This is a genomic window from Aeromonas dhakensis, from assembly GCF_002285935.1.
Taxonomy (GTDB): domain Bacteria; phylum Pseudomonadota; class Gammaproteobacteria; order Enterobacterales; family Aeromonadaceae; genus Aeromonas; species Aeromonas dhakensis.
On the sequence record NZ_CP023141.1, the window covers coordinates 114,214 to 127,779 of the forward strand.

General features: G+C 61.3%; 10 protein-coding genes and 1 tRNA gene. 8 read left to right on the top strand and 3 right to left on the bottom strand.

Annotated elements, in window-relative coordinates:
* Positions 1-16 precede the first annotated feature (16 nt).
* Genes CK627_RS00685 through CK627_RS00695 form a run of 3 tightly spaced genes read left to right on the top strand, consistent with a single transcriptional unit; the run spans position 17 to position 2,858 of the window.
* Complete coding sequence (locus CK627_RS00685; protein ID WP_254425339.1) at positions 17-694, top strand: hypothetical protein; 678 nt, start codon at positions 17-19, stop codon at positions 692-694.
* Positions 691-1,251, top strand: a complete 561-nt coding sequence (locus tag CK627_RS00690; RefSeq protein WP_095591472.1) for a baseplate complex protein — start codon at positions 691-693, stop codon at positions 1,249-1,251. The genes CK627_RS00685 and CK627_RS00690 overlap by 4 nt, the downstream gene beginning before the upstream one ends.
* The gene (locus CK627_RS00695; RefSeq protein ID WP_095591473.1) at positions 1,248-2,858 is read left to right on the top strand and encodes a hypothetical protein; all 1,611 of its coding nucleotides are present in this window, start codon (positions 1,248-1,250) and stop codon (positions 2,856-2,858) included. Before CK627_RS00690 ends, CK627_RS00695 begins: the two co-directional genes overlap by 4 nt.
* Before the next feature lie 753 nt (positions 2,859-3,611).
* Here the strand turns inward: CK627_RS00695 and CK627_RS00700 are convergent.
* A tRNA-Leu gene (locus tag CK627_RS00700) sits at positions 3,612-3,696 on the bottom strand.
* Between the two features lie 143 nt (positions 3,697-3,839).
* On the opposite strand from CK627_RS00700, the gene CK627_RS00705 reads away from it, so the two are divergent.
* On the top strand, positions 3,840-4,361 hold the full coding sequence (locus tag CK627_RS00705; RefSeq protein WP_005305129.1) for an RDD family protein: 522 nt from the start codon (positions 3,840-3,842) through the stop codon (positions 4,359-4,361).
* 169 nt (positions 4,362-4,530) lie between these two features.
* On the opposite strand, the gene lptG is transcribed toward CK627_RS00705, so the two are convergent.
* Both lptG and lptF read right to left on the bottom strand, forming a co-directional pair.
* Entirely contained in the window at positions 4,531-5,601 is a 1,071-nt protein-coding gene (lptG, locus tag CK627_RS00710) for an LPS export ABC transporter permease LptG (RefSeq protein ID WP_010636091.1), read from the bottom strand.
* Positions 5,602-5,742: 141 nt separating this feature from the next.
* Positions 5,743-6,855, bottom strand: a complete 1,113-nt coding sequence (lptF, locus tag CK627_RS00715) for an LPS export ABC transporter permease LptF (protein ID WP_017765325.1) — start codon at positions 6,853-6,855, stop codon at positions 5,743-5,745.
* Between the two features lie 172 nt (positions 6,856-7,027).
* On the opposite strand from lptF, the gene pepA reads away from it, so the two are divergent.
* From pepA to CK627_RS00735, 4 genes are all read left to right on the top strand, one after another.
* Entirely contained in the window at positions 7,028-8,536 is a 1,509-nt protein-coding gene (gene pepA, locus CK627_RS00720; RefSeq protein ID WP_005305141.1) for a leucyl aminopeptidase, read from the top strand.
* A 162-nt stretch (positions 8,537-8,698) separates the two neighbouring features.
* Positions 8,699-9,154 carry a DNA polymerase III subunit chi gene (locus CK627_RS00725; RefSeq protein WP_095591474.1) on the top strand — a complete coding sequence of 152 codons (456 nt, stop codon included), beginning with the start codon at positions 8,699-8,701 and terminating at the stop codon, positions 9,152-9,154.
* Between the two features lie 65 nt (positions 9,155-9,219).
* Positions 9,220-12,072 carry a valine--tRNA ligase gene (locus tag CK627_RS00730; protein ID WP_095591475.1) on the top strand — a complete coding sequence of 951 codons (2,853 nt, stop codon included), beginning with the start codon at positions 9,220-9,222 and terminating at the stop codon, positions 12,070-12,072.
* Between the two features lie 186 nt (positions 12,073-12,258).
* Positions 12,259-13,551 (top strand): hemolysin family protein, encoded by a 1,293-nt coding sequence (locus CK627_RS00735; RefSeq protein ID WP_025201157.1) that lies wholly within the window; start codon positions 12,259-12,261, stop codon positions 13,549-13,551.
* The last annotated feature ends 15 nt before the right edge of the window (positions 13,552-13,566 follow it).

Here is a 13,566-nt window from a genome sequence, read left to right on the forward strand (position 1 = left end):
AGATCAGAGTCCACTAATGATGGAGGGTCGTTGCCTCACCTTCACCCCCTTTCAGCATGGCATCGGTCAGCAGCAAGGCGGCCAGCACACCCTGGCCGCCCCCAACGCCATCAAGGCCATGGCCGCCAAACTGCAGGATGGCGCCGACCACCTGATGCCTGCTGGGCAACTTCACGCGGTAGCCTGGATGGTCACAGGAAGCAGTGAGGCAGCCCTCGCCGCTGCTCTGGCCCCAGTCTGCGCAATCCTGCCGCTGCCTGAGTGGTGCGCGACCCTACGCCGCCTCACCGCCAACAACGACATCATGGCTCAGCCCACTGCGGCCATGGCGCCGCGCTGGAAGGCCGAAGACCCGTTGATCTGGGATCCACTGCGCCGCCAGCTGATGCTCAATGGTGCTAGGGATGCTCTGCAGGAAAGTGAGAACAACTCGCCGTCACCGGCGACCACCAAAGCCAAACTGGCCGCACTGGCCGCCAAGCGGGCCGCCAGGGTTGCCGAGCTGGACGACGCACTGACCAACAAGCCAAGCCTTGCAGGATTGCTGTGGAGCTGGCATGGCTATGGCGAGCCGGCCAGTCTGGCCGCCCAACTGCTCGAGAGTGCCCATCCAGACCACAGCCACAGCATGACCGTCGGCGCCCTGCTGCTCTCCCTTTCCCCGCTCACCTTCTGGCAGGAGTTAACCACATGAGCCGAACCGCCATGCTCACCCTGGACGGTGAGCCCATCGTGATGAAGTCGATGCGAATCAGCGCCTCGATGCAATTCCAGGACAAGGATCAGAGCGGCCAGACCAGCTCAACCAGCAGCGCCGAGCAGGGCGAGAAGGCCAAGGAGCTCGATGTCTCCGGCCTGGTTCCGTTCACAGATGAGACAACACTGAGCCGCCTGTTCGAGCTGGCTGACGCCAAGGGCGACGGCGGCAAGCGCCATATCTACCGGGTCGGCTCGCTGCTGGCCAAGTCGGTGAAGGTGCGCCAGGCCAAGTTCGCCGGCCGCATCACCGCCAGCGAGCAAGAAGGCCTGCTGGCGTGGCAGGTGCAGTTCACCCTGCGCGAGCATAACTCGGTACCGGAGAAGCGCGAGCAACGCCTCCCCAAGGCTGCTGCCACAGTGGGGCAAGGCACCGCCAATGCCACACCAGCGAAAACCGGTAGCAGCCCCGCGGCATCTGAGCAGGAGCAGCTGAGTTATGTGGAACGGATGCTCAAGGGTATGGATACAGCGCTGGGGGATATTCTCGCGTGAAGCTCTCGACCAACCTGACCATGAGTGGCCAGCCAGTCCACCTGGTTGACCATGACATCGTGCTCGATCTCTCCGCCGGTGGCCGCGCTGCGCTGACCATCGAGGGCACGGCCACCAAGGGGCAGACCCTGACCGTGGATACCGGCTACAACGGTGAACTACGCCGCTGGTTCACCGGTTATGTCTATGACGTACAACCCGCCGCCAACGGTGCCAGCAAGCTGCTATGTCGTGAGCTGGCCGGGATCCTGGGCAGCAAGTTCCCTGTCAGTATTCAGCATGCCACCCTGCGCAGCCTGCTGGCCTGGCTGACCGACCAGACCCAACTCACCTTCTTGCTGCCGGACGGGACAGACTACACCGACACCCCGATCCCCAACTTCACCAGCGCCGGCACCGGCTATCAGCTGCTCGATAATGCGGGCCGTGCCTTCTCGGTACCTGACTTCATCTGGCATCAACAACCAGATGGCGCCATCTTCGTAGGCAGTCATGCCCATAGCCGATGGGCAGATAAGGCGGTGGAGCTGGACTCGGCCTTCTCGGCCCGCCAAGCGGGCAACACCATCACTCTGGCCCCGATCCCGGCCATGCGCCCGGGGGCCATCGTCAACGGTAAGCGGGTGGAGCGGGTACGGCTCAAGGGTGACGAAATGACCCTGACCACAGCCACACCGGGTAAACCGGTGAAGTCGCCGGAGCGGCGCAAGATGGAGGGGGAGTTCCCCGAGCTGGCCGACAAGATGCACCTGCCCAAGTTCGGGCGGGTTGAGTCCATCAGTGACCAGGCCGCGGCCGGTCAGCTCAATGATCCGTTTCGCCCGCGCTATGCGGTAGATGTGCAGCTACTGGGCGAGGATGGTGAACCAGATGAAGGGACGCCGCTCTATCGAGCCGTACCACTGCCGGTCATGTTCGGCGGGCCTGAGCAGGGGCTGCTGCAGTTCCCGGTCGAGGGGACCATGGTCGAGCTGGGATTTGCCTTTGGTCGTGCCGATCGGCCGTTCGTCCGCACCATCCTGGGCACTGGCTGGCCGCTGCCGGATATCGAACCGGGCGAGCAGCTACAACAGCAACGGGCAGAGGTGTTCAGCCGTACCGATACCGTGGGCAACCAGTCACGCCATACTGACCGCCGCCAGCACGACAAGGCCATGCAAATGATCCGCGAGGCGGACGAGTACCTGGGCGAGTTCGGCAAGCACCAGCTGACCGTTTTGGCCAACAGCGTGGAAGAGATCGGGGCCATGAAGCGCATCGAGGCACTCGGGGATATCGAGCTGCTGACCGCAGAAGGCATGATACTGGGCAGCGCCGGTAACATGAGCCAGACAGCAGGCGGCAACCTGGATGAAGATATCGCCCTGGTTCGTCGGGCCCTTGCCGGCGAGCTGCAGCACTTCGAGTCACCCAAGTCGTGGATGGGGAGCGATGAGGTGAACATCTTCCGCTTGCTCAACCAGCTGATGGACGTGGTGCAGCAACTGGCCGCCACCGCAGCCAGCCATAACCACGGCGGCCCACCGCCAACCAATGCAGATACCTTCACCGGCCAGAGCCAGCAGGCCGGTCAACTGGCGAACACCCTCTCCCCCATCATCGAGTGACCCACCGAATGAAGAAGGCCCCACAATGTGGGGCCTTCTTCTATATGCCTGACAGCGCCTGAGCATGGCCAGGGAAGGGCGCCGCATGAATGGGCGCAGTCGGGAAGCGCAGCATCATACGTGAAGCCTACGCTCGCTCACAGCCTCCCAGCGCACGGCCGGGGGCCCACGGCGGCGTCTGCGCCACGGAATCCGCGCTCATCCGCTCCCGCCTGCGGGGTTCATCAAGAAAATTTTTTGCAAAAGTGGATTACCGCAAAACCATAGGGCCAGCCCGCGCCAGATAAAGGATCTAATGGCCGTTGAGGATCTGAAAGGATCGAAGGAAATTGCAGGGTTTTACAGTTCAGCAGGGCTCTGGATAACAAAGGTAAAAATGTAAGTGGCTGAATGTATTGGGGAGCTCACGCTTTCCGTGAGGATTTGAATGATCGGGGAGGATCCGGACTCCTGCGAGAGAGCCGCTAGAAGGCGTTTTGTTTCAGCAGGTTAGCCCCAATGATGGCAGGCTTGATAACTGAAATATTGAAAGGGCGTTGCCGCCTGGGAGCGCTGGCTGGACTGCTCCACGGAAAATAGGTTTTTTGTGAAGTGTGTCCGGTCACGCTTGGCCCTGCCGTAGTGGAAGTGGACACGACAACAACCCGATCACCTAAACCTAGGTGGACACGATGTGGACACATCGCCAGATTGAGGGACCAGAAAAACATAAGGCCACCCGCTTGGGTGGCCTTATGTCATTGAATTTGTTGATGGTGCCCGGGGTCGGACTCGAACCGACACGTTTTGCAACGGCGGATTTTGAATCCGCTGCGTCTACCGATTTCGCCACCCGGGCAACTGCGAGGGATTATACGAATGGCGCTTGGGCATGCAAGGTGTTTTTCTTGTGCCCACAGTCGTTTGCTCATTTATTCAACGCCTTGCCGAGGCAAGGTCAGTTACATAGAATGCCCGCATCATATTAATGGAATAAGAACGATGGCCAAGCGTAAACCCGTCCAACCGACCACTCCCCCTCCTCCCACCCAGCGTCACCCCTCCGCCGGTCTGCTGCGCCGGCTCGGCGCCCTGATCTATGACTATCTGGTGGTCATCTCATTGTTGATCATCGCCGGCTTTATCGGGATGGGGGTGGCCCATCTGCTGCTGGCAACCGGCATGGCAAGCGTCCCCGAGGGCAAAGACGCCTCCTGGCTGCTGACCAGCCCCGTCTACAGTGCCTGGCTCGCCCTCGTCATCTGCGGTTTCTACACCTGGTTCTGGACCCGCGCCGGCCAGACCATCGGCATGCGGGCCTGGCGTCTGCGAATCCAGAATGCCGACGGCAGCAACATCCGCATCACCCAGGCGCTGATCCGGCTGGCAACGGCGGCCTTTGGCCTCGGCAACCTGCTCTGCCTGTTCAACCGCAAGTCACCCCGCGCATTTCAGGACATCTGGTCCGAGTGCGAAGTGATCGTGCTGGGCAAACAGGAAAACCTGGAACAGCTCAATCGCTGATCCCAAAAGGCGGCAACGAGAAAGGGCACCCCAGGGTGCCCTTTTTACTGGCCGACGCGCTTGCTGCTTGCGGCTCAGAATCTAGAAGGAGATACCGCCGAACAGCAGTGCAGCAATGCAGCAGGAGCGATGGCCGCCTTTGTCAGCAGCGCCACCGCCCTTCAGGTCGCTACTGCTTGCGGCTCAGGATATAGAAAGAGATGCCGCCAAACAGCAGGCTGGGCGCGATGGCCGCCAGGATCGGTGGCACCGCGTACACCAGGCTGATGGGGCCGAACACCCGATCGCTGACGTAGACGGCAAAGCCGGTCATGATCCCCATCAGCATCCGCGCGCCCATGCTGACCGAGCGCAGCGGGCCGAAGATGAAGGAGGAGGCCAGCAGGATCATGGCCACCACCGAGAGCGGTGACAGCAGCTTGCGCCACATCTCCAGCTTATAGCGCCCGGCATCCTGCTTGTTGGCATCCAGATAGCCGATGTAATCCAGCAGTCCCGCCACCGGCAGGTTTTCGGGATCGACGCTCACCACCCCGAGCTGTTTGGGGGTGAGCTCGGAGCTCCACTCCATCTGGGGCTGGGTCTCGCTCAGGATCTGTTTGGGATCGTCAAAACGGGTCACCTGCACCTGCTTGAGCAGCCAGTGATGCTGCTCGAACACCCCTTCCTGCGCCTGCAGGATATCGATCAGCTTGCGCTCCGGGGTGAAACGGTAAAGGGTGATGCCGGTCAGCGCACCATCGTTGCGCACCCCGTTGATGTTGACGAAGTTATTGCCATCGCGCGCCCACACCCCGTAAGCCGACACAGTCAACCGCCCTTCCGACAGGGCCCCCGCCTTGATGTCATCCGCCATCCGCTTGGCGATGGGCGCCACGTACTCCCCCATCAGCCCCACCAGGATCATCAGCGGGATGGCGGTCTTGAGCGCCGCCATCACGATACTGATCTTGGAGCGGCCCGCCGCCTGCATCACCACCAGCTCCGAGCTGGTCGCCAGCTGGCCCAGACCGATGAGGCCGCCCAGCAGGGCCGCCAGCGGGAAGAAGAGCACCGCCTCTTTCGGCATGGAGAGCAGCACATAGTAGAGGGCGCTGAGCATGTCGTAGTTGCCTTCCCCTACCGACTTCAGCTGCTCCACGTACTTGATCAGCGCCGCAAGGCCCACCAGCGTGATCTCACACAGCAGGACCGACATGAAAATGATCCGGCCGATATATCTATCGAGAATGCCAAACATCAGCAGAAACTCCCCGGTTGCAGCATCATGCTGATTTTTCCCTCAAATACAGACGTATGGAGCGGGGGCGACAGCAAAATGACCCGGTCGCCATGTCTATCGAGAATGCCAAACATCAGTAGAGACTCCCAGATGGCAACATCATGCCGATTTTCTCTTGAAATAGAGGGTCTTGACCCCGTTCCACCAGCTGGTGCCCTGCAGGTTGAGCGGCAACCCGATCAGCAGCAGATAGACCAGCGGCACCAGGAACATGCCGGGCCAGTGCGGCAGCCGGCCGCTGTCGATGGCTGAACGGGCGGCACTGAGCAGCAGGAAGTAGGAGAGGTAGAGCAGGATGGCCGGCAACAGCTTGGCATAGCGGCCCTGACGGGGGTTGACCCGCGCCAGTGGCACCACCAGGAAGGTCAGCACCAGAATGGAGAGCGGCAGCGACAGGCGCCACTGCAGCTCGGCCATCAACTGGTTGTCCTGGGTGCCCAGCAGCTCCATGGTCGGCTTGGCCGCCGCCTTGCGGTTGGAGCGCTCCATCTCCTGCTGGCGGATCACCAGGCTGTACTCGTCGAATTCGGAGATCTGGAACTGGCGGGTATTGAAGTGCCCCTCGTAGCGGGAGCCATCCTTGAGGGTCAGCCACTGCAGGCCGTTGCTGTCGACCGTGACCACCCCTTCGGTCGCCACCACCACCGACGGCGGCTTGCCATCCTGGGAGCGCTGCAACACGAAGATTTTCTGCAGTTTGGAGCCCTTGTCGTTGAGATCCTGGATGTAGGCCACCAGGCGCCCCTTGTCGAGCTCCATGAAGCGGCCGGCCTGCAGGAAGGAGATCCCCGGATCGGCCTTGAACTCGTCGATCACCTGGTACTCGCGCTCCTTCGCCTGCGGGGCAATCCAGCCGGTATTGAAGGCAGCGACGGCCGCCGTCAGCAGGGCCAGTACCATGGCGCTGCGCATCACGAAACGGTGGCTGAAGCCCACCGCATGCATCACCGTCATCTCGCTTTCGGCGTAGAGGCGCCCGTGAGCGAACAAGATGGCCAAAAACAGGCTGATGGGCAGCATCAGCAGGGCCATGTTGGGCAGGTTGAGCAGCAGCAGGGTGGAGACCAGGCGCGTCGGCACCTCACCATCGGCGGCATCGCCAATGATCTGGATGAATTGCTGGCTGACGAAGATGAGCAGCAGCACGAATAATACCGCCAGCTGGGTTTTCAGGGTTTCCCTGAACAAATATCGGAAAACGATCACAGTCATTCCCAAGTAAACTTGTGTTTTTAGTCGAATGCCTGAAAAATAGGGCCGTATATTGGATTTTTACCAGTTTGAACTGCGGGGCCAGTGCCTGTTCGCTCCGCCTCTGATACCCCAACAAGCACCGCATTATTCAATAAAAGGTGCCTTTTGTCTTTAGGATGTAGGAGATTCCATGGAGTTCAGTGTAAAGAGTGGCAGTCCTGAGAAGCAACGCAGTGCCTGCGTCGTGGTCGGCGTATTCGAGCCGCGTCGCCTCTCTCCGGTTGCCGAACAGCTGGACAAGATCAGCGATGGCTACATCAGCTCGCTGCTGCGCCGTGGCGACCTGGAAGGGAAACCAGGCCAGATGCTGTTGCTGCATCAAGTACCGGGCGTGCTCAGCGAGCGCGTGCTGCTGGTCGGTTGCGGCAAGGAGCGGGAACTCGACGAACGCCAGTACAAGCAGATCATCAACAAGACCATCACCACCCTCAACGAAACCGGCTCCATGGAAGCGGTCTGCTTCCTGACCGAGCTGCACGTCAAGGGACGGGATACCTATTGGAAGGTGCGCCAGGCGGTGGAAACCACCAAGGCGGGCCTCTACAGTTTCGACCAGTTCAAGACCAACAAGGCCGAGCCGCGCCGTCCGCTGCGCAAGCTGGTATTCAACGTGCCGACGCGTCGGGAACTGACCATTGGTGAAAAAGCCATCGCCCACGGCCTGGCCGTGGCGAAAGGGGTGCGCGTCTGTCGCGACGTGGCCAACATGCCGCCCAATGTCTGCAATCCGGCCTATCTCGCCTCCCAGGCCCGTCGTCTGGCCGATGCGTTCGACAACATCACCACCAAGGTGATCGGCGAGCAGGAGATGGCCGAGCTCGGCATGAACTCCTATCTGGCGGTGGCGCGCGGCTCCGACAACGAAGCCATGATGGCCATCATCGAGTACAAGGGTCATCCGGATGCCAAGCCCATCGTGCTGGTCGGCAAGGGACTGACCTTCGACTCCGGCGGTATCTCCATCAAGCCGGCCGACGGCATGGACGAGATGAAGTACGACATGGGTGGCGCCGCCTCCGTGCTCGGTACCATGCACGCTCTGGCCCAGCTGCAGCTGCCTATCAACGTCATCGGCGTGCTGGCAGGCTGCGAGAACATGCCGGGTGGCAACGCCTATCGTCCGGGCGACATCCTCACCTCCATGTCCGGCCAGACCATCGAAGTGCTGAACACGGATGCGGAAGGCCGCCTGGTGCTGTGCGATGCGCTGACCTACGTGGATCGCTTTGATCCGGAAACCGTGATCGACGTGGCCACCCTGACCGGTGCCTGCATCATCGCCCTGGGTCACCACACCACGGGCCTCTTGGCCAACCACAACCCGCTGGCCCACGAGCTGCTCAACGCCTCCGAGCAGGCGGGTGATCGCGCCTGGCGTCTGCCGCTGTTCGACGAGTATCAGGAACAGCTGGAGAGTCCGTTTGCCGACATGGCCAACATAGGTGGTCGTCCGGCCGGTACCATCACCGCCGCCGCCTTCCTGTCACGCTTCACCAAGAAGTACAACTGGGCCCACCTGGATATCGCCGGGACTGCCTGGAAGAGTGGCAAGGAGAAGGGCTCCACCGGGCGTCCGGTGCCCTTGCTGACCCAGTTCCTGCTGAACCGGTCCGGGGTGGACATCGAAGAGAAGGAGTAATTTCCGCACCTCGCCCGGCGATGCCATCGGGCGAGCGGAAGTTGCCCTGCACCACAAGGAAGAGGCCCGCCTCTTCCTTGTTTCATTGAGGGTTGGCAGGAATACCCCCTGCCCGTCCTTACCGGCGGTCAATTATCCGTCACCGCAAACGGGATCAACCTGATGAGCCAAGTGACCTTTTACCTGATGAGCGAACAGGATGACGCGCAGGCCTCTGCCGTCGAGCGACTCGCCTGCAGCCTTGCGGCCGAGTCGTGGGGGGCGTGCCACCTCTATCTGTTCTGCGACGACGAAGCGCAGGCCCTGCGCCTCGACGAGCTGTTGTGGCAGCTGCCGCCGGAGCGCTTCGTGCCGCACCAGTTGCAGGGTGAGAGCGGCCAGGCACCGGTGGAGATCGGTCACCAGCCGCCACGGCGGCGCTACGCCCGCCTCATCAATCTGGCCAAACAGACACCTTTGTTTGCAGGACACTTCGCTCAAGTGGTAGATTTTGTCCCCACTGACGAAACGCAAAAGCAGCAAGCCCGCGAGCGCTACAAGCACTATCGCCAGGCAGGCCACACCCTCGAGATGAGGGATCAGCCCGTCCTTGCCGCACCGGATCCGGCGCAGCCCTGACTGCGCCGCCTGTGATCCACCACGAATCAACACCAGAATCCATCCATCCAGATTACGGCGAGACCATGGAAAAGACTTTTAATCACAACGCCATCGAACAGGCGCTCTACCAGCACTGGGAAGCTCAGGGCTACTTCAAGCCCCACGGCGACACCAGCAAAGACTCCTTCTGCATCATGATCCCGCCGCCGAACGTCACCGGCAGCCTGCACATGGGTCACGCCTTCCAGCAAACCCTGATGGATACCCTGATCCGCTACAACCGCATGCAGGGCAAGAACACCCTGTGGCAGGCGGGTACCGACCACGCCGGTATCGCCACCCAGATGGTGGTTGAGCGCAAGATCGCCGCAGAAGAGGGCAAGACCCGCCACGATTACGGCCGGGAAGCCTTCATCGACAAGATCTGGCAGTGGAAGGAAGAGTCCGGCGGTACCATCACCCGCCAGATGCGTCGTCTGGGCGACTCCGTGGATTGGGAGCGCGAGCGCTTTACCATGGATGAGGGTCTCTCCACTGCCGTGCAGGAAGTTTTTGTCCGTCTTTACGAAGATGGCCTGATGTACCGCGGCAAGCGTCTGGTGAACTGGGATCCGAAACTCAACACCGCCATCTCCGATCTGGAAGTGGAAAACCGCGAGATCAAGGGCCACATGTGGCACCTGCGCTATCCGCTGGCCAACGGCGCCAAGACCGCCGAAGGCAAGGATCACCTGATCGTCGCCACCACCCGTCCGGAGACTATGCTGGGCGATACCGCCGTGGCCGTGAACCCGGAAGACCCGCGCTACAAGGCGCTGATCGGCCAGCACATCCTGCTGCCGCTGGTGAACCGTCTGATCCCCATCGTCGCCGACGAACACGCCGACATGGAGAAGGGCACCGGTTGCGTGAAGATCACCCCGGCCCACGACTTCAACGACAACGAAGTGGGTAAGCGCCACAACCTGCCGATGATCAACATCTTCACCCTGGACGCCCACGTGCGCGCCGAGGCCGAAGTGGTTGACTCCAACGGCAACCCCAGCACCGCCTATGACGCCACCCTGCCGACCGAGTTCGCCGGGATGGAGCGCTTCGCGGCCCGCAAGGCCATCGTCGCCAAGCTGGACGAGCTGGGCCTCCTGGCCGAGATCAAGGATCACGTGCTGCAGCAGCCCTACGGCGATCGAGGCGGCGTGCCCATCGAGCCGATGCTGACCGACCAGTGGTACGTGCGCGTGGCGCCCATGGCCAAGACCGCCATTGAGGCGGTGGAAGATGGCCGTATCCAGTTCGTGCCGAAACAGTACGAAAACATGTACTTCTCCTGGATGCGCGACATTCAGGACTGGTGCGTCTCCCGTCAGCTGTGGTGGGGTCACCGCATCCCGGCCTGGTATGACGACGCCGGCAACGTCTACGTGGGTCGCAACGAGGATGAAGTGCGCGCCAAGCACAGCATCCCGTCCGTGACCGTGCTGCGTCAGGACGAAGACGTGCTCGACACCTGGTTCAGCTCCGCCCTGTGGACCTTCTCCACCCTGGGCTGGCCGAACAACACAGAGGCGCTCAAGACCTTCCACCCGACCGACGTGCTGATGAGCGGCTTCGACATAATTTTCTTCTGGATCGCCCGGATGATCATGATGACCATGCACTTCATCAAGGACGAAAACGGCCAGCCGCAAGTGCCGTTCAAGACCGTCTACATCACAGGCCTCATCCGTGATGAAGAAGGCCAGAAGATGTCCAAGTCCAAGGGCAACGTGCTGGATCCGCTCGACATGATCGACGGCATCTCGCTGGAAGATCTGCTGGAGAAGCGCACCGGCAACATGATGCAGCCGCAGATGGCCGAGAAGATCGGCAAGCGTACCGCCAAGCAGTTCCCGGAAGGGATCGAAGCCCACGGTACCGACGCCCTGCGCTTCACCCTGGCGGCGCTGGCCTCTACCGGTCGTGACATCAACTGGGACATGAAGCGCCTGGATGGCTACAACAACTTCTGCAACAAGCTGTGGAACGCCTCCCGCTACGTGCTGATGAACACCGAAGATCAGGATTGTGGCTTCAACGGTGGCGAGATGCAGTTCAGCCTGGCGGATCGCTGGATCCAGTCCCAGCTGCAAGTGGCCATCCGCGACTTCCGCACCGCCCTCGATACCTACCGCTTCGACATCGCGGCAGGCGTGTTGTACGAATTTATCTGGAACCAGTTCTGTGACTGGTATCTGGAGCTGACCAAGCCGGTACTGACCAAGGGTTCCGAGGCCGAGCAGCGCGCTGCCCGCCATACCTTGGTGACCGTGCTGGAAACCCTGCTGCGTCTGGCACACCCGATCATCCCGTTCATCACCGAGACCATCTGGAAATCGGTCGCCCCGCTGGCCGGCGTACACGCCGACACCATCATGATTCAGGCCTTCCCGGAGTTCGACGCCGCCAAGGTGGACGAAGCCGCGATGGCGGATCAGGAGTGGGTGAAGGAGTTCATCGTCAGCATCCGCAACATCCGCGCCGAGATGAACGTGGCACCGAGCGTCCCGCTCAACGTGCTGCTCCAGTGCGATGCCAAGGATGCCGAGCGTGCAGCCGACAACGAGGCCTTCCTCAAGTCGCTGGCCCGTCTGGAATCCATCCGCGTGCTTGGCGAAGGTGAAGCCGCGCCGCTGTCGGTGAAGAAGCTGATCGGTGCCACCGAGCTGCTGATCCCGATGGCCGGTCTCATCGACAAGGATGCCGAACTGGCCCGTCTGGCCAAAGAGGTAGCCCGTCTGGTGGGCGAGTGTGGCCGCATCGAAGGCAAGCTTGGCAACGAGGCCTTCGTCGCCAAGGCGCCGGAAGCGGTCATCGCCAAGGAGCGCGAGAAACTGGAAGATTACCGCCTCCAGCTGACCAAGCTGGAAGCCCAGCAGGCCGAGATCGCCGCGCTGTAAGCCGGCATCCGCCTCGCAAAAGCCCCCTCCTGCAGGGGGCTTTTTGTTGCCCGCCCACCACCATTCCCCCTCATTTCGCGCGTTGTCATGCAAAATTAGCGAGCCAAATCACCCGCTTTCACAAGCGCAGCGCCCCCAAATTCATTACACTGCCAGCGATCTTTCTACTAGGAGTGCTGCCGCAGTATGGAAATATTGATCCTGTTTGGATTGATTTTGCTCAATGGCGTTTTCGCCATGTCGGAAATCGCCATCGTCACCGCACGCAAGGCACGCCTCAGCAAGATGGTCAGCGAAGGGAGCCGCTCCGCCGCCATCGCGCTCAAGCTGAGCGAAGATCCCACTCATTTTCTCTCCGCGGTGCAGATCGGCATCACCAGTATTGGTCTGCTCAACGGTATCTACGGCGAATCCCTGCTGGCCCAGCCGCTGGCGCTCTGGCTGCAGGAGTGGGGCATGACCCCCAAGAGCAGCGGCCTCATCGCCACCGTGCTGGTCATAGTGGTGGTCACCTATCTCTCCATCGTCATCGGCGAACTGGTGCCCAAGCGGCTCGGCCAGATCAGTGCCGAGCGCATCGCCTGCCTGGTGGCCCGCCCCATGTTGTGGCTGGCCGCCCTTACCCGTCCCTTCGTCTGGCTGCTGTCGGCCTCCACCAAGGCCAGCCTGCGACTGCTGAGAGTCAGCCAGGATGCCAGCGCCAACGTGACCCAGGAGGAGATCCACGCCATGCTGGTGGAGGGTTCGGAAGCCGGGATCATCGAGGATCATGAGCACACCATGCTGCGCAACGTGTTCCGGCTCGACGAACGCAGCCTCTCCTCGCTGATGGTGCCGCGCAGCGACATCCGCTATCTCGACCTCGCCCTGCCGCTGGAGGTCAACCTGCAGCGGCTGGTGGAGTATCGCCACAGCTTCTTCCCGGTCTGCGATGGCAACCTGTCGGAACTGGTGGGCATCATCAACGTCAGCAAGGTGCTGCACGCCTATATCAAGGGTGAGCCCATCGATCTGGCGGCATTGACCCAGGATGGCAGCCTGTTGCCTGAAACCCTCAACGGCCTCGAGCTGCTCAACCATTTCCGCACCCACTCCGAACACATGGTGCTGGTGGTGGACGAATATGGCGAGTTGCAGGGACTGGTCACCCAGCAGGATCTGCTGGAGACCCTGGCCGGCGACTTCCAGCAGGAAGATGGCGACGACAACTGGGCTTTTCAGCGTACCGACGGCAGCTGGCTGCTCGACGGCCTCATTCCGCTGCCGGAATTGAAGGACTGTCTGGGACTGGTTCGGCTACCGGAGGAAGAAAAACATCACTATCACACCCTCGGAGGGCTTATCATGCTGCTCCTTGGTCGTGTTCCCCAGACGGGAGACCTGGTCACCCTGGAACAGTGGCAACTGGAAATCGTTGACATGGATGGTTTGCGCATCGACAAGGTGCTTGCCATGCCCTTGCTTGATCAACCCAGCTAACCTGCGGAGTTTGCA

Coding starts and splice junctions, on each gene's coding strand:
- CK627_RS00685 (WP_254425339.1), top strand. CDS start 17: ATGATGGAGGGTCGTTGCCTCACCTTCACCCCCTTTCAGCATGGCATC.
- CK627_RS00690 (WP_095591472.1), top strand. CDS start 691: ATGAGCCGAACCGCCATGCTCACCCTGGACGGTGAGCCCATCGTGATG.
- CK627_RS00705 (WP_005305129.1), top strand. CDS start 3,840: ATGGCCAAGCGTAAACCCGTCCAACCGACCACTCCCCCTCCTCCCACC.
- lptG (WP_010636091.1), bottom strand. CDS start 5,601: ATGTTTGGCATTCTCGATAGATATATCGGCCGGATCATTTTCATGTCG.
- lptF (WP_017765325.1), bottom strand. CDS start 6,855: ATGACTGTGATCGTTTTCCGATATTTGTTCAGGGAAACCCTGAAAACC.
- pepA (WP_005305141.1), top strand. CDS start 7,028: ATGGAGTTCAGTGTAAAGAGTGGCAGTCCTGAGAAGCAACGCAGTGCC.
- CK627_RS00725 (WP_095591474.1), top strand. CDS start 8,699: ATGAGCCAAGTGACCTTTTACCTGATGAGCGAACAGGATGACGCGCAG.
- CK627_RS00730 (WP_095591475.1), top strand. CDS start 9,220: ATGGAAAAGACTTTTAATCACAACGCCATCGAACAGGCGCTCTACCAG.
- CK627_RS00735 (WP_025201157.1), top strand. CDS start 12,259: ATGGAAATATTGATCCTGTTTGGATTGATTTTGCTCAATGGCGTTTTC.